Here is a 24988-nt window from a genome sequence, read left to right as displayed (position 1 = left end):
AAACTGTCAGGTTTCGGCTCGCGGCGGGCAGGGAACAGTGCTGTCATCTTTAAAATAGTAGGAGAGGTTGCTCATGGATGCAGAAAAGGATGTTGTGTACGGTACAGAAGATTTGTTGATGAGTTTGTGCAACTCGGTGGTTCGGGTGCTCAACGTTGCAACGCAAAGCAAGGTCAATTATTCAGGCATGGTGCAGCGCATCACCAAGACGGGCCTGAAGCCGGACATCGGCTGTTTCGTCATGTTCGATGGCGGTTTCACGGGCCTGGTGGTGCTCAATTTTGCCGCCGATACGGCGATGGAAATCTACGAGCGCTACATGTTGCACATGGGCATGCCGAAGTCGGAGCTGGCCAGCTTCTACACGTCGGACGAAGTGTCGAACATCATGGGCGAGCTGATGAACCAGATCGTGGGCGACTTCACGGGCAAGGTGCGGCGCGAGCTGCAAACGAATATCACCCAGAGCCAGCCGAAGATGCTGGTGCTGAACAAGCAGGTGATGCTCAGCGTCGATACGCCGCTGGACCGCCCGGAAATGCGCCGCGTCACTTTCTATACGGAAAAGAACAATATTTTCTATCTGGAACTGGCGATCGACCGTACCGAGTTCATCAAGTTGCACGATTTCGATTCGCGCGAAGTCGACGCCGACTCGCTGATGGATGGCGAATTCGCGAACCGCGAACGCGACGCTGCTCCCGCGCCCGCAGCGGAACCGGAAGACGACGACAACGCCGACCTGCTCAAATCGCTGGGCATGTAAGCAGATGTCGCTGACAATGGCTGGCGGCAGGTTTGCCGCCAGCCATTGTCGTTTACGGCCTACAAGGTCTTGCTCATGAATACGCGGCTCGTCCCTTCCGGACTGCAGGCGATGTCACCGAAGCGGCGCCAGCCGCGCCGCTCGTAAAATTCGGGCGCCTGGAAACTGATGGTGTACAGCACCGCCGAGGCGCAGCCGCGCCGGCGTCCTTCCTCTTCGAATTGCGCCAGTATCTGGCTGCCCAGCCCCAGTCCCCGCAAGGCGGCGGGCAAATAAAACAAATCGAGAAACAGCAGGCCCAGCGAGGTCCGGCCCATGGCGCCGCCCAGCACCCGCTGGCTGTCGCGGTCGCGCACGACGACACTCAATACCTGCCTGTCGCTATAGCCGGTGATGACGTCGTTGTAGGCATTCAAGCCCTCGAGGATGGTTTGCTCGACCTCCGCGTCGATCGTGGCGCTGATGCAGATGGTGTAGGGTAATTGGATGGGCGGGTGTGCGGGCATGCTCGAAAAGGGGATAATAAATAACTGTATGAATATACAGTATTTCACCTGTTCGCGCCTGTTTTATTGCGGCAACGTCAATGTTTCCATCCGGCGCATGCCGACCATGCCGCGTTGCTGGCTGTCATCGAGCGACCAGTACTCGAGCGCATATGCATAACTGCCGTCGATGATGGTCAGCGACTCCTTCTGGCGGCCGTTGGGCGCCTTGTAGTACAGGCGCCGCGCGGGCCTGCCATCGACCTGCTGTTTGAACGATTGCGGCGAAATATGGGCGCGCTTGCCCGTCTTGCCGGCCATCGACATGGCCGTGATCGTCACATAAGCCCGGTCCGGGCACCTCGCCAGCAGGTGCGCGCCGCTCAGGACGGTCGCTTGCGCCTGTTCCAGCGGGAAACCGAACGGCTGCATGCCGACGATATCGTGGCACCCCATCTGCTGCGCCAGGGTGCTCAACACGGCCGGATCGAGCGCGCTGCCAAGGTGTTTTTCAGCGGCCTGCGCCTGCCCCAGCGCCAGGCGGCGCTCCAGCTCGGCCAGCGAAATGTCGCTGGGCACGGGCAGCAGTGCCGGGGCGTCCGGATCGGCGGCGCTGGACGTTTCCGCCTGCATGCGCGCGGCAACGGAGTGGCTGCGCTCGGCGGCGGCGATCCCATCGTGGGCGTGGGCGGATGGTGCGGCGCCGGCCAAGGCCAAGGCCAAGGCCATGGCCAGCGCCAGGGTCGTGTGTTTCAGCATGAAATCTCCTGCAATCGGATACAAGTGGCACGCATTGTGTATCAGATTGCCTGCGCATGCGCGCTTCTTCTAGCGTGCGGCCATCGCCGACGCAATCTCGATCGAACTCAGCTTCCAGCCCCACACGCCGTGGCGCAGCAGGACCAGCGCGCCTTCCTGCGCATTGCCATCCTTCGCCCGCACGATGAAGGTGTTCAGGCCGGCATAGCCGGCAGAATAGTCGGCCTTCTTGCGTGCGCCATCGGCGGGCCCATCTGCCGTGTTACTTGCTTGCGGGCTGACGGCGCTCTTGTTGACCAGCGCCACCACGCCGGCGGGCGAGACCATGGTGTCGACCATCTTGCCCAGCATGGCGCTGGCGATCGACTGGCCCAGCGCGGCCAGCGGGTTGCCGCTGCCGGCGGTCGCCTCGATGCTGCGCGCCATGCTCGCTTCCAGCTGCGTCTTGACGCTGGCGCGCAGGGCGGAGAAGTCCACGTGTGCGGCCAGCGCGTCGGCGTTGCGCTCGGCCAGCGCGGTCTTGATCTGGTGCAAGGTGTAGTACGGCGAAGCGTAGGCGGTGGCGGCAATGGCAATGGCGGCCACGGCGGCGGCGATGGTGATTTTTTTCAAGTGATGCCTGTGAGGTGAAGGGTAGAAAACAATGCCACGCAGCGTAGCGGCTAAATGGGAATACGGCAATCATATTTTCTTGCCATTATTTCTGTGCTGCATGCCTGCGCATAGGCTCCGGCTGCGCTTGCCGGGCCACTATAGAGTGGAAGAGGGTGGGTGCTGTATAATGGAGGAAAAGTACTTAACTAGCTGTTTTAACTGAATAAAGACCTAATATCACATGCTTTCAACCGCAAATATTACGATGCAGTTTGGCGCCAAGCCATTGTTTGAGAATATCTCCGTCAAGTTCGGCGACGGCAACCGCTATGGTTTGATCGGCGCGAACGGCTGCGGCAAGTCGACGTTCATGAAGATCCTGGGCGGCGACCTGGATCCGTCGGGCGGCAACGTCATGCTCGATACCAACGAGCGCCTGGGCAAGCTGCGCCAGGATCAGTTTGCGTTTGAAGACATGCGCGTCCTCGACGTCGTCATGATGGGCCACACGGAAATGTGGGCCGCCATCCAGCAACGCGACGCGATCTACGCGAACCCGGAAGCGACGGACGACGACTACATGCAGGCCGCCGAGCTGGAAGGCAAAGTTTCCGAATACGACGGCTACACGGCCGAGTCGCGCGCGGGCGAACTGCTGCTGGGCGCCGGCGTCGCCATTGACCTGCATCAAGGCCCGATGAGCAATGTCTCGCCAGGCTGGAAGCTGCGCGTGCTGCTGGCGCAGGCGCTGTTCTCGAACCCGGACATCCTGCTGCTCGACGAACCGACGAATAACCTGGACATCAACACGATTCGCTGGCTGGAAGACGTGCTCAACGAGCGCAACTCCACCATGATCATCATTTCCCATGATCGCCACTTCCTGAACCAGGTGTGCACGCACGTGGCCGACATGGATTACGGCACCCTGAAGATTTATCCAGGCAACTACGACGAGTACATGTTCGCCTCGACCCAGGCGCGCAACCAGCAGCTGGCCAACAACGCGAAAGCGAAAGACAAGGTTGCCGAGCTGCAGGAATTCGTGCGCCGCTTCGCCGCGAACAAATCGAAGGCCCGCCAGGCCACGTCGCGCGCCAAGCAGATCGAAAAGATCAAGGTCGACGACATCAAGCCATCGTCGCGCGCCTATCCGTTCGTGCGTTTCGACGGCGAAAAGAAATTGCACCGCCTGGCCGTGGAAGTCGAGAATATCTCGAAAGGCTTCGACCGCCAGCTGTTCAAGAATTTCAGCATCATGGTTGAAGCGGGCGAGCGCATCGCCATCATCGGCGCCAACGGCGCCGGCAAGACCACCATGCTGCGCTGCATCGCGGGCGACATCGCCGGCCTGCAGCCGGACCAGGGCCGCGTGAAGTGGGCGGAAAACGCCAACGTGGGCTACATGCCGCAAGATCCGACGGAAGATTTCGCCAAGGATACGAACCTGACCGACTGGATCGGCCAGTGGACGAAAGAGGGCGACGACGACCAGGCCGTGCGCTCCATCCTGGGCCGTTTGCTGTTCGGCGGCGACGATGTCAAGAAGGCCGTCAAGGTGCTGTCCGGTGGCGAGAAGGGCCGCATGATGTACGGCAAGCTGATGCTGGGCCGCCACAACGTGCTGATGCTCGATGAGCCGACCAACCACATGGACATGGAATCGATCGAATCGCTGAACATCGCGCTGGAAAAATACGCGGGCACCCTGATCTTCGTGTCGCATGACCGCGAATTCGTCTCTTCGCTGGCCAACCGCATCATCGAGATCAAGGAAGATGAAGTGGTCGATTACCGCGGCAATTACGAAGACTACCTGAAGAGCCAGGGTATCGATTAAACGCCTGATCAAACCTACTGCGCGTTGCGCTTTGCGGCCTGTGATGCTCACCGTGCTTCAGCACGGTTGTGCTTCTCGGCCATAAATCGCTGCCGCTCGCTACGGTTTTATCAGGCGTTTGGAAAGCTGGTGGTGTACTCTGGTATCACCACACCGACGCGCCGCGGTCCTTTCGTTCCGGCGCACCTGCTTTATTGCAATCGTGCCGGTCTATCCCGTTTTTGTTTGACACAGCCATGCAAACTTTAGCCATCAAATCCGTCGAGTACGAACATCCACAAGACGGAGCCAGCTGCACTGCCCACGCCTGGGCACGCACGCCAGCGACGCCTTCCCCGGCTGAAAAAGCCGAACTGATCACGCGCATCAAGCGCTTGCTGATCGAGCGCGAAGCCGTGCTCGTTGCCCACTACTACGTTGATGCTGACCTGCAAGACCTGGCGGAAGCCACGGGCGGCTGCGTCTCCGATTCCCTGGAAATGGCCCGCTTCGGGCGCGACCATCCGGCCAAGACCCTGGTCGTGGCCGGCGTGCGCTTCATGGGCGAAACGGCGAAAATCCTCAGTCCCGAGAAAACGGTATTGATGCCCGACCTCGACGCGACCTGTTCGCTCGACCTGGGCTGCCCGGTGGATGAATTCACGGCCTTTTGCGACGCCCATCCGGACCGCACCGTCGTCGTCTACGCCAACACCAGTGCAGCGGTCAAAGCGCGCGCGGACTGGATGGTGACGTCGTCCATCGGCCTCGACATCGTTGCCCATTTGCATGCGCAGGGCAAGAAAATCCTGTGGGCACCCGACAAGCACCTGGGGTCGTATATCCAGAAGGAAACGGGCGCCGACATGCTGCTGTGGCAGGGCAGCTGCCTCGTGCACGACGAATTCAAGGGCATCGAACTCGATTTGCTCAAGGAAGAGTATCCGCAAGCCAAGGTGCTCGTGCATCCGGAGTCGCCCGCCAACGTGGTGGCGCTGGCCGACATGGTCGGTTCCACGTCGCAAATGATTGCGGCAGCGCAAACCATGGACACGGACACCTTCATTGTCGCCACCGACAACGGCATCCTGCACAAGATGCGCGCGGCCGCGCCAGGAAAACGTTTCATCGAAGCGCCCACGGCCGGCAACAGCGCCACCTGCAAAAGCTGCGCGCACTGCCCGTGGATGGCCATGAACGGCTTGCTGAACCTGGCGCAGACGCTGGAAAACATGCACAACGAAATCCACGTCGATCCTGCCGTCGGCCAGCTGGCCGTGCGCTCGATCAAGCGCATGCTCGACTTCGCCGCCGCCAAGAAGGCAGGCTTGCAGCCGGGCGCGGACCTGGCAAAAGAAACTAAATTGTTCCAAGGAATCGGTCCAGCATGAGTACCCTCGTTAATTCTTTCGCCCCTTTCGATCCCGCCCTGGCGCGCGCATTCGAAGGCAATTTGCTGGCCGCCTTGCTGGAAGACGTGGGCCAGTGCGATCTGACGGGCGAACTGGTGCCGCCCGACCACATCGTCACGGCCCGCGTCATCGTGCGCGAAGCGGCCGTGCTGTGCGGCGCGCCGTGGTTCGAAGGCATCATGAAAAGCCTGGACCGCAGCATCGACATCGTCTGGCATTACGCCGAAGGCGACATGATGACGGCCGACAGCGTCGTGTGCACGATTCAAGCGCCGGCGCGCGCCTTGCTCACGGCCGAGCGCAGCGCCCTCAATTTCCTGCAGTTGCTGTCGGCCGTGGCCACGGCCACGCGCCGGTATGTCGACGTGGTCGCCGGCACCAAGGCGTCCATTCTGGACACGCGCAAGACCTTGCCCGGCCTGCGCCTGGCGCAAAAGTATGCGGTGCGCGTGGGCGGCGGCAAGAACCAGCGCCTGGCCCTGTATGACGGCATCCTGATCAAGGAAAACCATATCGCGGCCGCGGGCGGCGTCAGCCAGGCGCTGGAAAACGCGCGCAACCTCGACGCGGGCGTGCCCGTGCAGATCGAGGTGGAAACCCTGGCGCAATTGCAGGAAGCGCTGGACGCGGGCGCCGTCTCCGTCTTGCTCGATAACTTCAGCAATGACATGATGCGCGAGGCCGTGGCCCTTACCAACGGCCGCGCCTTGCTGGAAGCGTCGGGCGGCGTCAACTTCGACACCGTGCGCGCGATTGCCGAAACGGGCGTGGACCGCATTTCGATCGGCAGCCTGACCAAGGATGTGCAGGCCACCGATTACTCCTTGCGCATCGTCGGCTGATGAGCGGAGCGGGGCGGCGCCTGCTGGCCTTGGCGCTGCTGTGGCCGGCATTTGCCGCGCCGCTGCAGGCGCGCGAGCTGCTGGCCGTGGGCGCGCAGTTCGAGCGCGTCTTCGAGTATCAAAACAGTGGCGAATATGGCGGCCTGGGCGCGGAACTGCTGCGCCTGATGGCGGCGCGCACGGGCAATACCGTGCGTTTTCGCATGGTGCCGTGGGCGCGCGCGCAAGCCATGCTGGTGCAGGGCCAGGCCGATATCCTGATCGGCCCCTACAAGACGCCCGAGCGTATCGCCAGCATGGCGTTTTCCGACAAGCCGTTTTACCAGGACCAGATGGTCTTTTACACGCGCCAGGACGCCAGCTTCGGCTGGGACGGCGATTACGCGGCGCTGAAGAACCGCCGGGTGGTGCTGCTTAATGGCTGGGCGTATGGCGCGGACTGGGAGCGCGTGCGGCCCGGCTTGCAGGTCAGCGTGGCGAATAACGTGGAAAACGGCTTGAAGATGCTGGTGCACAACCACGTCGACGTCTTCGTCAGCAACCGCCGCAATACCGATCCCGTGATCGCCCGCCTCGGCTATGGGCGCCAGGTGAAACCCTTGCCCAAAGTCATAGAAGTGCAGAATGGCTATTTTGCCTTTCCCCGCTCGCCCGCCTTCGACAAGCTGCGCCTGCAATTCGACCAGGAATTGAATAGCCTGATCGAGACGGGCGAACTGAAAAAGCTGGGCAAACGCTACGACGTCGGCGTGCCCTGACGGGGCGCAGGCCCTATCTGCGCTGCGCTTGACGCGGCTCAAGCGTCCGGCACGGTCCGCTTATACCCTGATAGCAGGCAGCGCAACTCTGCCCATCACGCAGAAGGGGAACGCCATGAAAACGCATACCACCAGGCAGATTGTTTGTGCCTGTCTCGCCGCCGCGCTGGCCAGCGTGCTGTTTGCCTGCGGCGGCGGCCACCACCATCACAAGCCGCCGGCCCTGAACGCATATGCGGCGACCAGCCTCGTGTCCGATACGGCCGCGCTGCCGGCCGCGCACACGGATCCTAACCTCGTCAATGCCTGGGGCGTGGCGTTCAATCCGCGCGGCTTCGTCTGGGTGGCGGCGAATGGCACGGCGAAGTCGACCTTGTACGATGGCAACGGCGTGCCGCAATCGCTGGTGGTCAGCACGCCGGCAGGGCCGACCGGCATCGTGTTTAACGGCACGCAGGATTTCAAGCTGAGCCAGAATGGCGTGACGGCGCCCAGCCCCTTCATCTTCGCCAGCGAAAGCGGCAGCATCTCGGCCTGGTCGCCCACGGTCAGCCCCGTCACGGCCCTGGTCGTGTATGACGGCAGCGCCGGCAGCAGCGTCTACAAGGGCCTGGCGATTGCCGCCCGTGCGGGCGCCAACTACCTGTATGCGGCCGATTTTCATAACGGGCGCGTCGACGTCTTCGATGCCAGTTTCGCCAGGGCCAGCTGGCCTGGCGCGTTCAGCGATCCAGGCTTGCCGGCCGGCTATGCGCCGTTCGGCATCCAGGCCATCGGCGAGCGCATCTATGTCGCCTATGCCATGCGCGAAGCCAGCGGCGACGACGAGGAGGCGGGCGCGGGCCTGGGCATCGTCAATGTGTACGACACCGGCGGCACGCTGATCAAGCGGCTGGTGAGCGGCGGGGCCTTGAATGCGCCTTGGGGCATGGCGCTGGCGCCGGCCGACTTCGGCTCTGCCAGCAATATGCTGTTAATCGGGAATTTTGGCGATGGCAGGATCAACGCCTATGACAGCGCCACGGGCAAGGCTGGCGGGCCGCTGCTCAAGCCCGACGGCACGCCGCTGGTGATCGATGGCTTGTGGGGCATCGCCTTCGGCAATGGCCTCAACAGCCAGCCCGTCAATACCCTGTTCTATGCGGCCGGGCCGGCTGACGAGGCGCATGGACAATATGGGCGCATCGACTTGAAGTAGTGGCACGGGCAGGCGCGCCGTGTTCAGTGCGCCTGCAACCGGCCGGCAAGGGCCTACAGCTGGCGCGCCTCGAAGGTGTTGCACTGGGAAATCTGGCCGCTCTCGATGCCCTTGCTGAACCAGCGCACGCGCTGCTCCGAGGTGCCGTGCGTAAACGAATCGGGCACGACATGGCCTTGCGACTGGCGCTGCAGTGCATCGTCGCCGATGGCCGTGGCCGCTTTCAGGGCCGCTTCCACGTCGCCCTGTTCCAGGATCTTGCGGTCGGCGTTCGCGTGATACGCCCACACGCCGGCAAAGCAGTCGGCCTGCAATTCCAGGCGCACGGACATGGCGTTGGCCTGGCGCTCCGACTGCGTGCGGCGGGCATTGTCGACCTTCTCGGACAAGCCCATCAGGTTTTGCACGTGGTGGCCCACCTCATGCGCGATCACGTAGGCCTCGGCAAATTCGCCCGAGACCTTGAAGCGCTGCTGCATCAGGTTGAAGAAATCGAGGTCCAGGTAGACTTTCTGGTCGCCGGGGCAATAGAAAGGCCCGCTGGCGCTCTGGCCCGTGCCGCAAGCCGTCGGCGTGCTGCCGGAAAACAGCACCAGCTTGGGTTTCACATAGCTGCCGCCTTCGGCCTTGAACAGGGCGCCCCACGTATCTTCCGTATCGGCCAGCACGGTTTTCACGAAGCGGGCCATCTCGTCCGACTCGGGCGGCTGGCGCGCGGGCGACTGGCTTTGCTGGGTGCTGATCTGGCCGCCACCGCCGCTGAGCAGGTTGAGCAAGGTCAAGGGATTGACGCCCAGCACATACGAGCCGATGAGGGCGATGACGATGGTGCCGATGCCGATCGAGCGCCCGCCAAAACCGAAGCCGCCGCCGCCGCCGTCTTCGCCACGGCGGTCTTCCACATTGTCGCTTTCGCGATTGCCTTCCCATTTCATGATATCTACTCCTGCTGCGATTTGCGATTGATTGGTGACGCCGCAAGATGCGTCTGGCGACGAATCTTATGACGAGTCTTATAATTATCGCAGCAAACTGCGCCGCGACAGGAGCGACAGTGTTACGCTTTGCAACTTTCCACCCACATCACAACAGGTACACGCATGGCGCTTGCCAACGATACACGCATTTCTCCCGTCGCGGTGGTCCAGGCCCAACTGGACGCCTACAACGCACACGACGTGGATGCCTTGCTGGCCATCTACGCCGATGACGCACAGCAATTCCAGCATCCCGATACCTTGCTGGCCACGGGCGGCGGGCAAATCGGCCCCCGTTTCACGGCCCGCTTCGCCGCCAGCAAACCGCAGGCGCAGTTGCTCAACCGCATCGCCTGCGGCAAGCTGGTGATCGACCATGAAATCGTCCATGGCGACACGGACGATGGCGTGTCGGCGCAGGAACTGGTGGCGACGTATGAAGTGGAGCAGGGACGCATCAGCCGCGCCTGGTTCAGCCTTGGCGCTTTGAGCAGCTTGCGCGTGGCGCTGCCGGCCGACGTGCCTGCCATGAACGCGCTGATCGCCCGTTCCGGCGTGGCGTTGAGCGCGGGATTTTATACGCGGGAACAGGCCGAGTCCGTGACGCGCCACGTGTTCGGCGTCGATACGCAGCTCGTTGCCGATCGGACATATTTCGTCATTGAACGGGAGGGCGCCGTGCTGGCTTGCGGCGGCTGGAGCCGGCGCGCCACCCTGTATGGCGCCGACCGCGCCAAGAGCGGCCCGGACCCGCTGCTCGATCCGGCCAGCCAGCCGGGCCGCATCCGCGCCTTCTTTGTGGAGCCAGGCGCCGCCCGCCAGGGGCTGGGCAGCATGCTGATGCGCCATTGCGAACGCCAGGCGCTGGCCGCCGGTTTTGCTGCCCTGGAACTGGCCGCCACCTTGCCCGGCGTGCCGCTGTACCTGGCCAGCGGCTTTGCCGTGACTGAAGATTTTTATTTGGACTTGCCTGATGGCATCAAACTGCCGCTGGCGCGCATGCACAAGCGGCTGTAAGGCAGCCTACCAGGGCAGCGGCGCCTTTTCCCCGTTGGCGTGCTCGCCGTAATACAGTGATGGCAAGAAGCGCGACAGGTAGGTAAATTCGCTGTAGCAATGGCGCAGCAAGTTCAGGCCCAGCACGTCGGGCACGTCGCGCACGGGGTTCAGGCTATTGCGGCCAAGCAAGAAGCGGCTGCGCAGCACGCAGCCCGTGGGGGTGTCGCGCGTCAGGTGCAGCATTTCGCCATCGAGCGGGTCGCCCTGCGGATCGAGCACCACGTGGTCGCCGAAGCCGATGCGCGCGCAGACGGCGGCCGACAGGGCGCCGCTGTCCCTGGCCTGCTGCAGTTGCGCCGTATCAAATACGTCCTTCGGATCATGAAACTTCAGCTTGGCTTTCACGGGCGGAATGTCGCCCAGCGATTCCACTGCCTCGATCGAGGCGCCGTAGTAACTTTCTCCCTTTTTCCACGCGCTGTTCCAGCCATGATGGGCCACGTGATCGTGCGGGTGCCACCATTTGATGTGCTGCGTCGTCTCGAAAAACGTAAACCACCAGTCCAGCATGCGCCCGCTGCAGCCGTGCAGTTCCGTGCGCGCCGCCACCAGCAGGCAACCGTTTTCCAGGCGCGTGACGCCCGTCTCCAGGTGCAGGGGAAATGGGTCGAGCAAGTCGCCCGTGCTGGTAATGCTCCATGGGAATTCAATATGCTGCGTCATGTCGTTCTCCTTTGTTGGGTGAGCCAATTATATATTAAAGAAACGCATTGCGTTTCCTAAATATGTTTCAGTGTAAAATTGCTCATCGATCAAGCTTGGAGCTGGCATGCAGGAAGAAGAGAGCAAGGCCTTGCGCGGACGGGGCCGTCCGGCACGGCCGCCCGAGGAAGCGCGCGAGGCGGCCGTGCAGGCGGCCACCTGGCTGCTGCTGCACGAAGGCTATGCGGCCACAACCATGGAAGCGGTGGCGCGCCATGCGGGCATGGCAAAGAAATCGCTGTATCAATACGCGGCCAACCGCGAGGAACTGGTTGCCCTGGTGGTGCGCGGCTGGACGGATGCTTTCCTGCCGGCCATGGCGCACGATGCGGCCGGGCCTGGCGAGGTGTTGCCGCTGTTAAAAGAGATCTTGCAGGCGATGGCGGCGCGCGTGCTGACGGCGGACGCCGTCGGGCTGTTCCGCCTGCTGTGCACGGAGTTTCCCGCCCGCGCGGATTTGCTTGCCGTGTATCAGCGCAATGGCATCGAGCGGGGCACGGCCCTGCTGGCCGACTGGCTGCAGCGCCAGGCCGCGCGCGGCCATCTGGCGCTGCAGGATGGGCGGGATGGGCGCGATGGCCACGAAATGGCCGGCTTGCTGCTGGCCATGGTGATTGCCGAACCGCTGCGGCAGATGGCGCTGGGCTTGCTGGCGCCCGCGCCGGCCTGGGATGCCGCGCCGCGCATCGATGCCGCACTGCGCCTGCTGGGCGGCTCGGCCTTCAGCGTGGCTGGTGCTTCAACGCTTCGCGGTAACTGAGCGGCGATAGTTGCTGGCGGTGCGCGTCGGCAAACGCCGTCACGGCCTCGGGCGCGTGGCGCGCGTAATCGCGCAAGGCCCAGCCGATGGCCTTGCGGATGAAAAACTCGTCTTCGTGGGCCAGCGCCAGTGCCGCGTCGAACAGCCAGGCGGCGTCCGTGTCGGCGCGCCAGCCCAGCTGGTGCAGCATGGCGATGCGGCGCAGCCAGAAGTCGTCATGGCGCAAGGCGCCCTCCATGTGCGCATGGCCGTCGCCGCCGCGCTGCCGTTCCGCCTGCAGCACGTCGCCCGCGATGCCCGCCATGCCGTCCACGCTGTCCCACCATGCGCGCTGGCGCGCCAGGCTGAGCAGGGCGGGGAGGTGTTCGATGCCCAGCTGGCGCCGGTGCAGGGCCAGCATGTCGAGCGCCACGTGCTGGTATTCGCGTTCCGGCTGTTGCCACAGCAGTTGCGCGTGTTCCAGCAAGGCATCGGCACCGATGCCTTGCAAGTCCGCCAGCAAGCCCCTGGCGGCCAGCCGCCGCTGCGGCGCTGCTACGCCCAGGAAAACGAACTGGTCGCGCATGTAGGCCTGCATGGGCCCCGCACGGCCCGGTTCGGCAACCGCTTCCAGCGCGATTTTTAATTCTTCATGTAGATTCATGGCATCTCCAGGCGTAAAAAAAGCGCTCCGAAGAGCGCTCTTGTCCAGCTAGCCAAACGACTGATAGAAGCGTAGCGAGCGGCAGCGATTTGTGGCCGAGAAGCGCAACCGTACGAAAGTACGGGGCCGCCGAGGCGGTGAGCATCGCAGGCCGCAAAGCGCGACGCGCAGTAGCTTATATCAGGCGTTTTTATTGGATTTTGGCTTTTTTCATCAGTTCGTCGCGGTAGGCGGCGAGTTTCTTCTGTTGCAGCGACTCGGCCACCTGGCCCTTGACTTCTTCCAGTGCCGGCAACTTCGTCGGACGGGTTTCTTCCAGCTTGATCACGTGGAAGCCGAATTGCGATTGCACCGGCGTTTGCGTGACCTGGCCTGGTTTCAGGGCCACCATGGCGTCGGAGAATGGCTTCACGTACGAAGCCGGGCTAGCCCAGTCCAGGTCGCCGCCATTGGCTGCGGAACCGTCTTTCGACACTTTCGCCAGTTCTTCGAATTTGGCGCCGCCTTTCAGCTTGGCGATGATGTCTTTCGCTTCCGCTTCGGTGGCCACCAGGATGTGGCGCGCATGGTATTCCTTGTCGCCCGCTTGTGCCTTGAACTTGTCGTACTCGGCCTTGATTTCAGCGTCCTTGACAGGGTTTTTCTTGACGTAGTCGGCCAGCAGGGCGTTGATGATGATGCTTTGACGGGCATTGTCGATCTGCGACTTGACTTCCGGACGCGTGCCGTAGCCTTGCTTGTCGGCTTCCTGGATCAGCACTTCACGGCCGATCAGGTCTTTCTTGATGGCTTCGCGCAATTGCGGCGAATCGGCTTGCTTGCCTTGGGCGACGACTTGCTTGACGACCTGGTCGACGCGCGACGAAGGGATGGCCTTGCCGTTCACGGTGGCCACGTTTTGCGCGAACGCAGGGATCGCTACAACGGCGACCAGGGCTAAGATCAGGCGGGCTGGCTTCAAAATCATGTTCATTCCTAAAAATATACTAAAAATCGATACGCGCGACTGCCGTGCAGTACGCATTCAGGCGCAGAATACACGACCGGCGCCGAAAAGGGCGCCGGGGAGGTCAGTTCTTACTGAACTTTCGCTTTTTTGATCATTTCTTCCTGATACGCTTGCAGTTTCTTTTGCTGCAGCGCTTCGGCGATCTGTGGCTTGACTTCTTCCAGGGTCGGCAGTTTTGCCGCGCGGGTGTCGTCCAGCTTGATCACGTGGAAACCGTTAGGCGTTTGCACCGGGGTGTCGGTGACCTGGCCTTTTTGCAGTTTCACGAAGGCGTCGGAGAAGACTTTCGGGAAGGACGATGGTGCTGCCCAGTCCAGGTCGCCGCCGTTGTCGGCCGAACCGGCATCTTTCGATTGCTTGGCCAGGTCTTCGAACTTGGCGCCGCCTTTCAGCTTGGCGATGATGTCTTTCGCTTCCGCTTCGGTAGCCACCAGGATGTGGCGCACATGGTATTCCTTGTCGCCGGTCTGGGCCACGAAACGGTCGTATTCGGCCTTGATTTCAGCGTCGTTGACCGGGTTCTTTTTCAGGTAGTCGCCGACCAGGGCGTTGATGACGATGGCCTGGCGCGCGTTCTCGATTTGCTGCTTGACTGCTGCATCTTTACCGAAACCTTTGTTTTCCGCTTCTTGCATCAGCACTTCACGGCCGATCAAGTCCTTCTTGATCATTTCGCGCAGTTGCGGCGAATCCGGTTGCTGGCCTTGGGCGACGACTTGCTTGACGACTGCATCAACGCGCGACGATGGGATAGGCTTGCCATTAACAACGGCAACATTTTGCGCAAAAACAGGTACCGCGACAACGGCAAGTAGTGCGATCAGCAAGCGGGCTGGCTTAAAAGTCATTATTAAATCCTGTTAGGGAAAGTTTCGTAAAAAACGCATGGAAAGAAATCCAGGCATGGCGCCAGAAGCAACGGCATACCCAAGTGATCCGGGTACGCCAAAAACGCCATCCTTATGCTACCTCGGACGGCGCCAATGCCACAATCGCCAATGCATGTATCTCATTATGCATCATATCGTGCACGGAATCATACACCAGTCGATGGCGCATGACGAGCCTGAGCCCCTCAAAATGACTAGAAATAATGCGTAGATTGTAATGGCCTCCGCCCGAGGCGGCGCCCGCATGGCCCCGGTGGCGCGCCGAGTCGTCTTCCAGCACGCACTCCAGAGGGGAAAGTGCCGTTTCCAGGCGGGTACGGATGCGCTGCATGCGCGTTTCCGGCGCGGTGTTTTCGGTGCTGGTGGTGCTCATCATGCGTCTTCCTTGATATGTTTTGCCAGGAACAGGGTTTGCGCCACGATAAAGGCAAAGAAAATGCCCGTCGCGCCGAACGCTTTAAAACTGACCCAGGCGGCCATGTCGCCCTTGTACAGCACGAAGGCGACGAACAGGTTCAGCGCGCCGATGGCGCCAAAGAAAATGATCCATGCGGCCAGCAGCTGGTTCCAGACGGCATCGGGCAATTGCACTTGCGCTTCCATGGTCTTGCGGATCAGGTTTTTCTTGAAGCCCACGTGGGCAATCAAGAGGGCCAGGCCGGACAGCCAGTAGATCAGGGTCGGCTTCCATTTCAGGAAGAAGTCGTCATGCAGGTAGATGCTGGCGCCGCCGAACACGACAAAGATGAACAGCGACAGCCACAGCATGCCGTCCACCTTGCGCCCGCGCAACAGCAGATAGCTGACCTGGCAAGCCGTGGCGACGATGCCGACGAGGGTGGCAAGTATCCACGGCGCCTGGTCGGCCTTGATCAGGCCGCCAGACACGAAGCCGGACAAATATTGCTGCACGAAATCGTGCGTGGCCGCTTCATACATGCCGCCCAGTTTGAAGGCGGCGAAGAAGGCGATCAGGGGGAAGAGGTCGAATAGAAATTTCATGGCGAGACTTTACACTGGTCTTATTAAAATCATCTTAGGAATGGCTTAGGAGCAACCGAGTTGCTCCCAGGCGATTCTGTGTCTCACGGCTGCGGATCGAAGCGCAAGGAGGCCGAGTTGATGCAATAGCGCAATCCGGTGGGCGGCGGGCCGTCCGGGAAGACGTGGCCCAGGTGGGCGTCGCAGACGGCGCAGACGATTTCCGTGCGCACCATGCCGTGGCTGCGGTCGACGATTTCCGTGACATTCGCCGGGTCGAGCGCCTGGAAATAGCTGGGCCAGCCGCAGCCGGAGTCGAATTTCGTGTCCGAGGCAAATAGTGGCGTGTTGCAGCAGACGCAGGTGTAGACACCGTGTTCGTGGTGGTCCCAGAACTTGCCCGTGAACGCGCGTTCCGTGGCCGCGTGGCGCGTGACTTCGTATTGCATCGAGTCGAGCATGGCGCGCCATTCGGCGTCGGTTTTCTTGACTTTATTCGTGGTCATAAGGACTCCTTAGGATGAGCAGCTGACTTCAAGGTGGCTGGCCCAGTCGGGCGGCAGGGCCGCATAGTGCTGGTGTTCGGGCTGTTCGTCAAATGGCTTTTGCAATATTTCCAGCAATGTCGCCACTTCCGTGTAGTCCTGCTGCTGGGCTTTCTCGATGGCCACTTGCGCCAGGTAGTTGCGCAGCACGTATTTCGGGTTGACCTGGTTCATGGCGGCACTGCGCTCGGCATCGATACTGTTTTCCTGCCGCAGGCGCGCACGGTAGGTTTCCGCCCACGCATCGAAGGCGGGGCGGTCGATGAACATGTCGCGCAGCATCGTGTCGTGTTCGGGGGCGGCCACCTGCAAGGTCGCCAGCGCGCGGAAGAAGTTGGTGAAATCCACGTGATTGGCTTGCATCAGTGCAAACATGCTGTCGAACAGCGCCGTATCGTCGTCCTGCACCGTGCGCAAACCCAGCTTGGCGCGCAGCAAGCTATTCATCTTGTCCGCAAAGGCCGGTTGGTAGCCGTCCAGCGCCGCCTGCGCCAGTTCCACTTCGCCGATCAAGGGCAACAGGGCCTGGCCCAGCGCATAGCAGTTCCAATGGCCCACCTGCGGCTGGTTGGCATACGAGTAGCGGCCCTGCTGGTCCGTATGGTTGCAGATGTGCTCGGCGTCAAACGCTTCCATGAAGCCGAAGGGGCCGTAATCGAGCGTCAAGCCCAGGATGGACATATTGTCCGTGTTCATGACGCCATGCATGAAGCCCACGGCTTGCCAGTGCGCAATCATGTGCGCCGTGCGCACGCACACTTCGGCCAGCAAGGCTTGATATGGATTTGATGCGGCGCGCAAATGGGGATAAAAACCGTCGATGACGTAATCGGCAAGGATTTTCAGCTCGTCCGGCTTCTTGCGGTAAAACCAGTGTTCGAACGAGCCGAAGCGCACGAAAGTGGGCGCCATGCGCGTCACGACGGCGGCAGTCTCGACCGTTTCGCGCATGATGCCTTGCTGCGAACCCATGATGGACAGCGCGCGCGAGGTGGGAATGCCCAGCGCCGCCATGGCTTCCGAGCACAGGAATTCGCGGATGGACGAGCGCAGCACGGCGCGCCCGTCGCCCATGCGCGAATACGGCGTGGCACCGGCGCCTTTCAGCTGCAGTTCCATCGGGCCGTGTTCGGTGGCGATATCGCCCAGCAAGATGGCGCGGCCGTCGCCCAGCTGGCCGGCCCAGACGCCGAACTGGTGGCCCGAATACACGGCCGACAGGGGAATCGAGCGCTCGGCAACCGTATTGCCGCTCAGCAGCTCCACGTAATCGGGCCCGGCCAGGCGCGCGGCATCGAGGCCGACCAGGCTGGCGGCCGGCGCGCTGGCGGCCACGAAATACGGGGCGGGCAGGGGCGTGGGCATCAAGCGCGTATAGAACGCGGGCGGCAAGGCCGCAAAGGCGTTATCCAGTGGTAAGGTATGAGCGGTGATGGCAATTCCAGTCAGATAAGAGGGACCGGCAAGGTGCGCCAGCCTGGAAGACGATTTTACCGCACGGCGCCAAGCTGCGTGGCGGGCGCGGAAATGGGGGCCAATGCGGCAAAAAACGGAATCGAAAATTCCATGTTGCAATGCAATATCGAAATGCGTTGACGATTTCCGCACGACCGTACGAAACTAAGGAAAATCTTTAAATTCCAACAATAACCGAGTATCCAAACCAGGAGACACGATGTCGGCATTTCCCTTGAGTCCAGTGATGGGCCAGATGATGAATCAGCCCCTGCTGATTTCCAGCATTATCGAGTTTGCAGCGCGTCATTATGGAGGCAGCGAAATCATTTCGCGGCGGGTGGAGGGCGATATGCACCGCTACACCTACCGCGATTGCCACCAGCGCGCGCGCCGCCTGGCGAACGCCTTGCATGGCCTCGGCGTCGGCATGGGCGACCGGGTCGCCACCCTGGCCTGGAATGGCTACCGCCACCTGGAAGCCTATTATGCCGTGTCCGGCTCGGGCGCCGTGCTGCACACCATCAATCCGCGCCTGTTCCCCGACCAGATCGCCTACATCTCGAACCATGCCGAAGACCAGGTCTTGCTGTTCGACCTGACCTTCCTGCCCGTGGTGGAGAAAATCGCCGCCGACTGCACCTTCGTGCGCCATTTCGTGCTGATGTGCGACCGCGACCGCATGCCCGCCAGCAGCACCATCCCCGACCTGCTGTGCTATGAAGACTTGATCGCCACGCATTCCGACGATTACGCCTGGCCCCTGTTCGATGAAAATGCGGCCGCCACGCTGTGCTACACGTCGGGCACGACGGGCAACCCCAAGGGCGCCCTGTATTCGCACCGCTCGACCGTGCTGCACGCGTACGCGTCGGCCATGCCCAGCGCCCTCAATGTGCGCGCCTCGGACACCGTGCTGCCCGTCGTGCCCATGTTCCACGTGAATGCCTGGGGCTTGCCGTATTCCGTGCCCCTGTCCGGCGCGCGCATGGTGTTTCCCGGCGCGGCGCTCGATGGCAAATCGCTGTATGAATTGTTCGAGGCGGAAAAAGTGACGTTCTCGGCCGGCGTGCCCACCGTCTGGCTGGGTTTGCTCAATCACGCCTTGCAGAATAACTTGCAGTTTTCCACCTTCCGCCGCACGGTGATCGGCGGCGCCGCGTGCCCGCCCGCCATGATGGATACCCTGATCGACAAGTTCGACATCGAGGTCATCCACGCCTGGGGCATGACGGAAATGTCGCCGCTGGGCACGGCCGGCGGCTTGCAGACCAAGCACCTGGACTTGCCGAAGGAAGAGCAGCGCAAGATCCTGCAAAAGCAGGGCCATGCGATCTACGGCGTGGACATGAAGATCGTCGACGACGACGGCAAGGAATTGCCGTGGGATGGCGTGGCCTACGGCCATCTGCTGGTGAAAGGGCCGTGGATCATTTCCTCGTACTACAAGAACGAGGGCGGCGACGCGCTGCAGGATGGCTGGTTCCCCACGGGCGACGTGGCCACCATCGACGCGGACGGCTACATGCAGATCACTGACCGCAGCAAGGACGTGATCAAGTCCGGCGGCGAGTGGATCGGCACCATCGACCTGGAAAACCTGGCCATGGCGCACCCGGCCGTGCTGCAGGCGGCCTGCATCGGCGTGTTCCACCCGAAATGGGACGAGCGCCCCGTGCTGGTGGTGGTGCTGCGCCCCGGCATGGATGTCACGCGCGACGCCTTGCTGCAGTTCTTCGAAGGCAAGATCGCCAAGTGGTGGACGCCGGACGACGTGCTGTTCATCGACGCCTTGCCCATGGGCGCCACGGGCAAGATCCAGAAAAACAAGCTGCGCGAGCAATTCAAGGGGCACCAGTTGCCGGGCATGTAAACCAGCCTAGGCCGCCTGCGGCAGCGCCGACCCCAGCTTTTCCAGCAAATGATCGCACTGGAAGACGGACAGGGTCTGGCGCTGCGCCTCCGTGCCGATATCGATCATTTCATCCATTTCGCTGCGCAGGTCGTCATGCTCCCCCGTGCGGATGATTTGCGGCGCCGCAAAGCGCTGGCTGTCGGAAATCGTCATGATGTTATCGACATGGTCGACGAGAAAACCGTAGCGCTCGGCGCCCCGTTCCACGATCAGAATCTTGCCCGCGCCGGCGTCCGGCAAGGCCGGCATCGCGTACAGCTGGCGCAAGTCGATGATGCTGATCATTTGCTGGCGCAGGTTCAGCATGCCGCGCATGCAGGCCGGCATGCCCGGCGGCGTGGTGATGGCGCCGCTAAAATCGATGATTTCGCGCACTTGCCCGATTTCCACGGCGAAGCGGGTTTCCACCGTAAATGTGATGTAGACGCGGCGCTGCGCCTTGCGCGTGGCGGCGGTGCTCGCGTCGGTGTCGGCCGGGTACAGGCGCGCGTGGCCGTCGCGCATTTCGACGATCTCCGCCTGCGACAGAATTTCCTTGTGATCCAGGAAAATGATGTCGCCCAGGCCTTCTTTCGTGATGCAGCCGGCAAACATGGCGGCGCGCGCCTTGCTCAGCAGGGGTATCGGCAGCACTTCGTCGCCAAAGAAATGCACGATGCTGTCGACGGAATCGACGAGGAAGCCCACGGTCGTGTCATCGAGGCGCACGACGATGATGCGCTGGTCGCCCGTCGTCGCCGTGGCGGAGCGGGGCGCCTGCAGCAGGGCGCCGAAATCGACGACGGCCACCTGGTTGCCGCGAAAATGCATGCGCCCCAGGCACAGTTCGCTGTTCAGCAGGGAACTGTGCAGCTCCGGCACGCGGATGATTTCCTGGATGGCCAGCATTTCAAAGGCAAACGTGGCGCCCGCCGCATGGAAGCTGACGCACTGGCGGCGTTCGCTTTGCGCATGGTAGCGGGCCGTGCTCAGCCTGGCGCCCGTCGCCTGCAGGGCCAGCACATGGGGCACGTTTTCGATGCGCAGCAGCGCGTGCGGGTCGAGTACCTGCAGCAGGCGCGCGCCGCCGTCCTGCAGGATCGTGCCGGCGATGACGGCGTGGCTGTCGCCGGCCGCATATTGCAAGGCGCTGCGGGCGCTGGCGGGCACGCGCAGGATTTCGCCCGTATCCTGAAAGACGATGCCGATCAGCACTTGCTGGAAATCGAGGATGGCGATCTTGTCCGTGGCCACGGCGCGCGGCGCGTCGGCGCGGAACAGCCGGCCCAGGTTGACCACCGGAATGACGCTGCCGCGCAAGGTGAACATGCCTTCCAGGTACGCGGGCGCCAGGGGCAGGGCGGTGACTTTGGCGGGATAGTTGACCACCTCGCGGATGCAGCTGGCGGGCAGGGCGAATTCGTCGTCGCCCAGGTGGAAGGAGCCGAACAGTTCGGTGGCCGTGTCGCTGGCCCCCTGCGCTTGCAAGCCCGTTGCTTCATGCATATCCATATGCGCCTTCCTTGCGTGGAATCAATTCGGGTTGCGTCACCACATCGGTGACGGCATAGCTGTGCTTGGCACAATCGATCAGCAACTGGCGCCCGTGGCGGCCGCCCAGCGCGCAAAAACTGACGTGCAAGCCGCACTGGTCCAGGTATTTTTGCGCCGCTTCCGCGTTTTGCCGGCCCACTTGCAAGCGCCCGTTGCGCGGGCCGAACATGCTGGCGCCGCCCGCCAGCACCACTTCGATATCGGCGTAATCGGCCTGGCGCACGCCCATCAGGCGCAGCAGCGAGGGCACGGCCTGGCTCACATAGCGTGCATTCGGGGTGCCAAGGGCGCCGTCGGTACCGGGCGCTTCCGGCAGCAGGCAGTGGGCCAGGCCGCAGCACGGGCCATTCTTCCAGATGAAGCCGATGCCGATGCAGGAGCCGAGCAAGGCTTGCAGCTGCTCGCCGTGCGTGCCCACGCTAAGTTGCCCCATGCCAACATGTTGCAGCGGCAGCTTATGCTCGATGATGATGCTCATGCGCTACCCGCCTTATAAATCATGGGAAACTCGAATTGATAGCCGGTGCCGAGGCGGGCGATGGTTTCCGACTCGCCCAGGATCAGCCGGCCCTCGTCCTTCAGGCTCAGGCGCGCCTGGCGCAGCACGGTTTCCTGGTGCTCGGCGTCGAAATAAATCAGCACATTGCGCAGGAAGACCAGGTCGAAGCGCTGGGCCGGGCGCAGCGCTTCCAGCAAATTATGCTGGGCAAAGCTGACGTGCTGGCGCAATTCCTCGTTGACCTTGACGCCGTACGGCGCGGGCGTGAAATATTTGCGCAGCAAGTCCGGATGCGACAATCGGATGCGCTCGACGGAGCGGCCGCTGTACTGGCCGGCCTGCGCCGCACCGAGGATCTGCTGCGAAATGTCGCTGGCCAGGATCTGGTAGCGGAAGGCGGGCGCCTGCAGCCTGAATTGCTCGCACAGCATGGCGATCGAATACAGTTCTTCGCCGCTGGCGGCGGCCGCCGACCAGATGGCGAGGCAGCCGTCCGGATGCGCGCGGGCCCAGGCGGGCAGATAGCGGTCGCGGAAATAATCCCAGATGGACGGCGTGCGGAAGAACAGGGTGTCGTTGGTGGTCACCAGGTCGATGAAATGGGCCACCTCGTCGCGGTCGCTGGCCACGCGGTCCAGGTAAGCCTGGTAGCTGTGCAGGGACAGCGCCTGCAGCCGTGGCTGCAAGCGCCGTTCCAGCAAGACGCTCTTGCGCGCCGTCATGGCGATGCCCGTATGCTGGCGCACCAGCGCGATCAGGGTCGTCAGCACCTCGGGCGTCAAGGTGGCCGCGTGGCTCATGGCCTACACCACGAAGCCGGAGACAGTCTGGTTCAGGCTGCCCGCGCGCTCGTTCAAGCCATCCGTCGAGCGGGCGATGCTGTCGCAGTTGGCGGCCGACTTTTCCGTTTCCTCGGCAATGTACTGGATCGCCGTCGACACTTCGCGCGCCGTCAGCAGCTGCTCGTTGGCCGCCTTCGAGATATCCGAGATGGCCAGGGTGGTCTTCGCCACGCCCGAGACGATCTTGTCGAAGGCGTCGCTGGCCTGGCGAGAGATTTCGCTGCCCGTCGAGACGCGCTTGACGGATTCGTTGATCAGCTTGGAAATTTCCTTGGTCGCCTGCGAGGAGCGCTCGGCCAGCTTGCGCACCTCGTCGGCGACGACGGAAAAGCCCAGGCCGTGCTCGCCCGCGCGCGCCGCCTCGATGGCCGCGTTGAAGGCCAGCATGTTCGTCTGGTTGGCGATTTCGCTGATCACCTTGACGATTTCGCCGATGTCTTCCGACGAGCGGTTGATCAAGTCCATCGCCTCGATCGACTTGGCGACGGCGCGCGCGCCCGCTTCCGCTTCCTGCTGCGTGGCTTTCGCCAGGTAATCGGCGTTCGAGGTGTTTTCTGCGATGGAATTGATGGAAAAGGTCAGGCCGTCGATGGAGGCGTTCATTTCTTCCACCGTGGCGCCCAGCGCCTGCGTGCCCACGGCCACGCCCGTGGCCCGTTCGGCGATCGCGTGCGAGGCGTCGGCAAAGCCGTTCGCCGCCGACACCACGTTGCCGATCACGCCGCGCAAGTCGACGATCATCTTGCTGATGCCGCCGGCCAGCAGGTCGATCGGCTCGTCGCCCTCGGGCACGATATTGCAGGTCAGGTCGCCTTGCGCCGCGCGCGCCACCGACTCGAGCAGGGCATTGACCTTGCGGCTGTCGTTGGCGGCCTTGGACTGGATGCTGTTTTCCAGGTTCACCTGTTCGCTGATGTCGATGGCGAACTTGACCACCTTATACGGCTTGCCGTTGAGGTCGAGGATGGGGTTGTAGGTGGCCTGTATCCACACCACCTTGCCATGGTTGCCCAGGCGCTTGTAGCGGCCCGCGTCGAATTCGCCGCGGTTGAGCTTTTGCCAGAATTTCTTGTACTCGGCGCTGCTCGCATACTCGGGCTCGCAGAACATGCGGTGGTGCTCGCCCTTGATATCGCTCAAGTCATAGTCCATGACGGCGAGGAAATTGTCGTTCGCGTCCAGCACATTGCCCTGCATGTCGAATTCGATCACGGCCTGCGCCTTGCCGATGGCGCTGACCTTGCCTTCGTATTCGGCGTTGTGCTTTTTCAGGGCCGTGACGTCGCTGGCGAACTTGACTACCTTGAAGGGCCGGCCTTCCGTATCGAAAATGGGGTTGTACGAGGCATTGAGCCAGATTTCGCGGCCGTCCTTGGTGACGCGCTTGTATTCGCCCGCGTCGAACTGGCCTTGCCCCAGCTTCTGCCAGAACTGCGCATAGTCGTCGCTGTTGGCGTAGTCGGGCAGGCAAAACATGCGGTGATGCTTGCCCTTGATCTCGTCGAGCGTGTAGCCGACGGACTTGAGGAAATTGTCGTTGGCGTCGAGGATGGTGCCGTCGAGCCGGAACTCGATCACGGCCTGGGCCTTGCTGATGGCCTCGATCTTGCCTTCGTAATCGGCGTTGCGGCGCTTGCTGGCCGTGATGTCGGTGGCAAACTTGATGACTTTATACGGCTTGCCGTCCGCGTCGAGGATGGGGTTGTAGGACGCGTTGATCCACACTTCGCGCCCATCCCTGGCGCGGCGCTTGTATTCGCCCTGGTCGAACTCGCCGCGTCCGAGTCTGGCCCAGAAGTCGGCGTATTCGGCCGTTTTCACATACTCGGGGTCGCAGAAAATGGCATGGTGCTTGCCTTGCACTTCGGCCAGGGTATAGCCGACGACGCGCAGGAAATTGTCGTTCGCATGCAGGATGGTGCCGTCGAGTTCGAATTCGATGACGGCCTGGACACGGTTCAATGCAGTATTTATCGCTTGTAAGTCCAGATCCTGGGAGTGGCTGACATGGCTGGCTGCGTCCATAGTATGTCCTTCGGTATGAGAAGAGGAATGGGAGCGATAGGCTGCTGTTATTATTTTTTCTGCTATCCATATAAGACAGCGATGTTATTGCAGCGGTCGGCATCCGGTGATAATCGGTGAGAATGTGCGCGATGAACGGCCGCCAGTGTTTTCCCTGCGGTGTGCCTTATTGTAGATAAATTGTAGAGTATTGATTTGAATCAACAATTTTATTATTCCCCAGCATCCGGTGAAAAACAAGGGGCGGGAATAAATAATGTCAAAACTGTCGCAATTGGCCCATGCCGGCATATAACAAACGCATTTCCTTACATAATAAAACGGCGTTATTATTATTGTGTTTTTATTATTTAAATGAATATCCAAGTGATAGCTTCTACTGAAGCTTGCTGCATGCAGCAGAATCTTTCCGCAAACGATGTTGTACCATGGCGTACCATGCTGGCGCCTGCGCGCGCACGACAAAAATAATACGAGCGTTCTTTTATGCGGTATAGTGAAGCTTCATCCCTTGCAACCA

25 protein-coding genes are annotated in these 24988 nt (G+C 61.8%); 9 read left to right on the top strand and 16 right to left on the bottom strand.

Going from position 1 to position 24988, the window contains the following annotated elements; translation table 11 throughout:
* Positions 1-73 precede the first annotated feature (73 nt).
* Complete coding sequence (locus BZG29_RS16095; RefSeq protein ID WP_034784631.1) at positions 74-766, top strand: DUF3334 family protein; 693 nt, start codon at positions 74-76, stop codon at positions 764-766.
* A 59-nt stretch (positions 767-825) separates the two neighbouring features.
* Here the strand turns inward: BZG29_RS16095 and BZG29_RS16090 are convergent, their stop codons facing one another.
* The 3 genes from BZG29_RS16090 to BZG29_RS16080 form a co-directional block, all read right to left on the bottom strand.
* Positions 826-1272, bottom strand: coding sequence for a GNAT family N-acetyltransferase (locus tag BZG29_RS16090; RefSeq protein ID WP_150130940.1), 447 nt, complete (start codon positions 1270-1272; stop codon positions 826-828).
* A 63-nt stretch (positions 1273-1335) separates the two neighbouring features.
* Positions 1336-2010 carry a hypothetical protein gene (locus BZG29_RS16085; RefSeq protein ID WP_077404825.1) on the bottom strand — a complete coding sequence of 225 codons (675 nt, stop codon included), beginning with the start codon at positions 2008-2010 and terminating at the stop codon, positions 1336-1338.
* Positions 2011-2079: 69 nt separating this feature from the next.
* Positions 2080-2622 (bottom strand): DUF2939 domain-containing protein, encoded by a 543-nt coding sequence (locus BZG29_RS16080; protein WP_171985030.1) that lies wholly within the window; start codon positions 2620-2622, stop codon positions 2080-2082.
* Between the two features lie 223 nt (positions 2623-2845).
* On the opposite strand from BZG29_RS16080, the gene BZG29_RS16075 reads away from it, so the two are divergent.
* From BZG29_RS16075 to BZG29_RS16055, 5 genes are all read left to right on the top strand, one after another.
* A complete protein-coding gene (locus tag BZG29_RS16075) occupies positions 2846-4444 on the top strand; it encodes an ABC-F family ATPase (RefSeq protein WP_034756044.1) in 1599 nt (532 codons plus the stop codon).
* A gap of 236 nt (positions 4445-4680) precedes the next feature.
* Positions 4681-5814 (top strand): quinolinate synthase NadA, encoded by a 1134-nt coding sequence (nadA, locus tag BZG29_RS16070; protein ID WP_077404819.1) that lies wholly within the window; start codon positions 4681-4683, stop codon positions 5812-5814.
* On the top strand, positions 5811-6677 hold the full coding sequence (nadC, locus tag BZG29_RS16065; RefSeq protein ID WP_077404816.1) for a carboxylating nicotinate-nucleotide diphosphorylase: 867 nt from the start codon (positions 5811-5813) through the stop codon (positions 6675-6677). Before nadA ends, nadC begins: the two co-directional genes overlap by 4 nt.
* Positions 6677-7435, top strand: coding sequence for a transporter substrate-binding domain-containing protein (locus BZG29_RS16060; RefSeq protein WP_077404813.1), 759 nt, complete (start codon positions 6677-6679; stop codon positions 7433-7435). Before nadC ends, BZG29_RS16060 begins: the two co-directional genes overlap by 1 nt.
* A gap of 115 nt (positions 7436-7550) precedes the next feature.
* A complete protein-coding gene (locus BZG29_RS16055; RefSeq protein WP_150130939.1) occupies positions 7551-8633 on the top strand; it encodes a TIGR03118 family protein in 1083 nt (360 codons plus the stop codon).
* A 53-nt stretch (positions 8634-8686) separates the two neighbouring features.
* On the opposite strand, the gene BZG29_RS16050 is transcribed toward BZG29_RS16055, so the two are convergent.
* Entirely contained in the window at positions 8687-9568 is an 882-nt protein-coding gene (locus BZG29_RS16050; protein WP_077404810.1) for a neutral zinc metallopeptidase, read from the bottom strand.
* A gap of 165 nt (positions 9569-9733) precedes the next feature.
* Here BZG29_RS16050 and BZG29_RS28525 point away from each other — a divergent pair, with 165 nt between their 5' ends.
* A complete protein-coding gene (locus tag BZG29_RS28525) occupies positions 9734-10627 on the top strand; it encodes a GNAT family N-acetyltransferase (protein WP_077404806.1) in 894 nt (297 codons plus the stop codon).
* Between the two features lie 6 nt (positions 10628-10633).
* On the opposite strand, the gene BZG29_RS16040 is transcribed toward BZG29_RS28525, so the two are convergent.
* Positions 10634-11332: a hydrolase gene (locus BZG29_RS16040; protein WP_077404803.1), complete on the bottom strand. Its 699-nt coding sequence runs from the start codon at positions 11330-11332 to the stop codon at positions 10634-10636.
* Positions 11333-11438: 106 nt separating this feature from the next.
* Here BZG29_RS16040 and BZG29_RS16035 point away from each other — a divergent pair, with 106 nt between their 5' ends.
* On the top strand, positions 11439-12131 hold the full coding sequence (locus tag BZG29_RS16035) for a TetR/AcrR family transcriptional regulator (protein WP_077404800.1): 693 nt from the start codon (positions 11439-11441) through the stop codon (positions 12129-12131).
* Here BZG29_RS16035 and BZG29_RS16030 read toward each other — a convergent pair.
* The 7 genes from BZG29_RS16030 to BZG29_RS16000 all read right to left on the bottom strand — a co-directional run bounded on the left by BZG29_RS16030 (position 12094) and on the right by BZG29_RS16000 (position 17564).
* Positions 12094-12774, bottom strand: a complete 681-nt coding sequence (locus BZG29_RS16030; RefSeq protein ID WP_077404797.1) for a DNA alkylation repair protein — start codon at positions 12772-12774, stop codon at positions 12094-12096. The two genes, BZG29_RS16035 and BZG29_RS16030, sit on opposite strands and share 38 nt — an antisense overlap.
* Positions 12775-12964: 190 nt before the next feature.
* Complete coding sequence (locus BZG29_RS16025; RefSeq protein WP_034756072.1) at positions 12965-13741, bottom strand: peptidylprolyl isomerase; 777 nt, start codon at positions 13739-13741, stop codon at positions 12965-12967.
* Between the two features lie 110 nt (positions 13742-13851).
* Complete coding sequence (locus BZG29_RS16020; protein ID WP_077404793.1) at positions 13852-14631, bottom strand: peptidyl-prolyl cis-trans isomerase; 780 nt, start codon at positions 14629-14631, stop codon at positions 13852-13854.
* Between the two features lie 112 nt (positions 14632-14743).
* The gene (locus BZG29_RS16015) at positions 14744-15046 is read right to left on the bottom strand and encodes a BolA family transcriptional regulator (RefSeq protein ID WP_077409134.1); all 303 of its coding nucleotides are present in this window, start codon (positions 15044-15046) and stop codon (positions 14744-14746) included.
* Complete coding sequence (locus BZG29_RS16010; RefSeq protein ID WP_046682773.1) at positions 15046-15675, bottom strand: septation protein A; 630 nt, start codon at positions 15673-15675, stop codon at positions 15046-15048. The genes BZG29_RS16015 and BZG29_RS16010 overlap by 1 nt, the downstream gene beginning before the upstream one ends.
* An 83-nt stretch (positions 15676-15758) precedes the next feature.
* Positions 15759-16160, bottom strand: coding sequence for a peptide-methionine (R)-S-oxide reductase MsrB (msrB, locus tag BZG29_RS16005; protein ID WP_034756083.1), 402 nt, complete (start codon positions 16158-16160; stop codon positions 15759-15761).
* A 9-nt stretch (positions 16161-16169) separates the two neighbouring features.
* Positions 16170-17564 (bottom strand): protein adenylyltransferase SelO, encoded by a 1395-nt coding sequence (locus tag BZG29_RS16000; protein ID WP_253192601.1) that lies wholly within the window; start codon positions 17562-17564, stop codon positions 16170-16172.
* A 310-nt stretch (positions 17565-17874) separates the two neighbouring features.
* Between BZG29_RS16000 and BZG29_RS15995 the strand changes: the two genes are divergently transcribed.
* Entirely contained in the window at positions 17875-19527 is a 1653-nt protein-coding gene (locus BZG29_RS15995) for a 3-(methylthio)propionyl-CoA ligase (RefSeq protein WP_077404790.1), read from the top strand.
* Positions 19528-19533: 6 nt separating this feature from the next.
* Here the strand turns inward: BZG29_RS15995 and BZG29_RS15990 are convergent, their stop codons facing one another.
* The 4 genes from BZG29_RS15990 to BZG29_RS15975 are packed head-to-tail and all read right to left on the bottom strand — an operon-like array spanning position 19534 to position 24405.
* Entirely contained in the window at positions 19534-21060 is a 1527-nt protein-coding gene (locus tag BZG29_RS15990) for a chemotaxis protein CheW (RefSeq protein WP_253192600.1), read from the bottom strand.
* On the bottom strand, positions 21047-21580 hold the full coding sequence (locus BZG29_RS15985) for a chemotaxis protein CheD (RefSeq protein WP_077404787.1): 534 nt from the start codon (positions 21578-21580) through the stop codon (positions 21047-21049). The genes BZG29_RS15990 and BZG29_RS15985 overlap by 14 nt, the downstream gene beginning before the upstream one ends.
* Positions 21577-22401, bottom strand: a complete 825-nt coding sequence (locus tag BZG29_RS15980; protein WP_077404784.1) for a protein-glutamate O-methyltransferase CheR — start codon at positions 22399-22401, stop codon at positions 21577-21579. The genes BZG29_RS15985 and BZG29_RS15980 overlap by 4 nt, the downstream gene beginning before the upstream one ends.
* 3 nt (positions 22402-22404) lie before the next feature.
* Positions 22405-24405: a PAS domain-containing methyl-accepting chemotaxis protein gene (locus BZG29_RS15975; RefSeq protein ID WP_253192599.1), complete on the bottom strand. Its 2001-nt coding sequence runs from the start codon at positions 24403-24405 to the stop codon at positions 22405-22407.
* Between the last annotated feature and the right edge of the window lie 583 nt (positions 24406-24988).

It is taken from the genome of Janthinobacterium sp. LM6, from assembly GCF_002002885.1.
In the GTDB taxonomy this organism is placed as follows: Bacteria; Pseudomonadota; Gammaproteobacteria; order Burkholderiales; family Burkholderiaceae_D; genus Janthinobacterium; species Janthinobacterium kumbetense.
The sequence above is the reverse complement of the archived record's forward strand: the minus strand, read 5'-3'. Positions and strand labels throughout refer to the sequence as shown.

Bases quoted from the DNA above. Each gene is read 5' to 3' on its own strand.
- BZG29_RS16095 (WP_034784631.1), top strand. From the start codon at position 74: ATGGATGCAGAAAAGGATGTTGTGTACGGTACAGAAGATTTGTTGATG.
- BZG29_RS16090 (WP_150130940.1), bottom strand. From the start codon at position 1,272: ATGCCCGCACACCCGCCCATCCAATTACCCTACACCATCTGCATCAGC.
- BZG29_RS16085 (WP_077404825.1), bottom strand. From the start codon at position 2,010: ATGCTGAAACACACGACCCTGGCGCTGGCCATGGCCTTGGCCTTGGCC.
- BZG29_RS16075 (WP_034756044.1), top strand. From the start codon at position 2,846: ATGCTTTCAACCGCAAATATTACGATGCAGTTTGGCGCCAAGCCATTG.
- nadA (WP_077404819.1), top strand. From the start codon at position 4,681: ATGCAAACTTTAGCCATCAAATCCGTCGAGTACGAACATCCACAAGAC.
- nadC (WP_077404816.1), top strand. From the start codon at position 5,811: ATGAGTACCCTCGTTAATTCTTTCGCCCCTTTCGATCCCGCCCTGGCG.
- BZG29_RS16060 (WP_077404813.1), top strand. From the start codon at position 6,677: ATGAGCGGAGCGGGGCGGCGCCTGCTGGCCTTGGCGCTGCTGTGGCCG.
- BZG29_RS16055 (WP_150130939.1), top strand. From the start codon at position 7,551: ATGAAAACGCATACCACCAGGCAGATTGTTTGTGCCTGTCTCGCCGCC.
- BZG29_RS16050 (WP_077404810.1), bottom strand. From the start codon at position 9,568: ATGAAATGGGAAGGCAATCGCGAAAGCGACAATGTGGAAGACCGCCGT.
- BZG29_RS28525 (WP_077404806.1), top strand. From the start codon at position 9,734: ATGGCGCTTGCCAACGATACACGCATTTCTCCCGTCGCGGTGGTCCAG.
- BZG29_RS16040 (WP_077404803.1), bottom strand. From the start codon at position 11,332: ATGACGCAGCATATTGAATTCCCATGGAGCATTACCAGCACGGGCGAC.
- BZG29_RS16035 (WP_077404800.1), top strand. From the start codon at position 11,439: ATGCAGGAAGAAGAGAGCAAGGCCTTGCGCGGACGGGGCCGTCCGGCA.
- BZG29_RS16030 (WP_077404797.1), bottom strand. From the start codon at position 12,774: ATGAATCTACATGAAGAATTAAAAATCGCGCTGGAAGCGGTTGCCGAA.
- BZG29_RS16025 (WP_034756072.1), bottom strand. From the start codon at position 13,741: ATGATTTTGAAGCCAGCCCGCCTGATCTTAGCCCTGGTCGCCGTTGTA.
- BZG29_RS16020 (WP_077404793.1), bottom strand. From the start codon at position 14,631: ATGACTTTTAAGCCAGCCCGCTTGCTGATCGCACTACTTGCCGTTGTC.
- BZG29_RS16015 (WP_077409134.1), bottom strand. From the start codon at position 15,046: ATGAGCACCACCAGCACCGAAAACACCGCGCCGGAAACGCGCATGCAG.
- BZG29_RS16010 (WP_046682773.1), bottom strand. From the start codon at position 15,675: ATGAAATTTCTATTCGACCTCTTCCCCCTGATCGCCTTCTTCGCCGCC.
- msrB (WP_034756083.1), bottom strand. From the start codon at position 16,160: ATGACCACGAATAAAGTCAAGAAAACCGACGCCGAATGGCGCGCCATG.
- BZG29_RS16000 (WP_253192601.1), bottom strand. From the start codon at position 17,564: ATGCCCACGCCCCTGCCCGCCCCGTATTTCGTGGCCGCCAGCGCGCCG.
- BZG29_RS15995 (WP_077404790.1), top strand. From the start codon at position 17,875: ATGTCGGCATTTCCCTTGAGTCCAGTGATGGGCCAGATGATGAATCAG.
- BZG29_RS15990 (WP_253192600.1), bottom strand. From the start codon at position 21,060: ATGGATATGCATGAAGCAACGGGCTTGCAAGCGCAGGGGGCCAGCGAC.
- BZG29_RS15985 (WP_077404787.1), bottom strand. From the start codon at position 21,580: ATGAGCATCATCATCGAGCATAAGCTGCCGCTGCAACATGTTGGCATG.
- BZG29_RS15980 (WP_077404784.1), bottom strand. From the start codon at position 22,401: ATGAGCCACGCGGCCACCTTGACGCCCGAGGTGCTGACGACCCTGATC.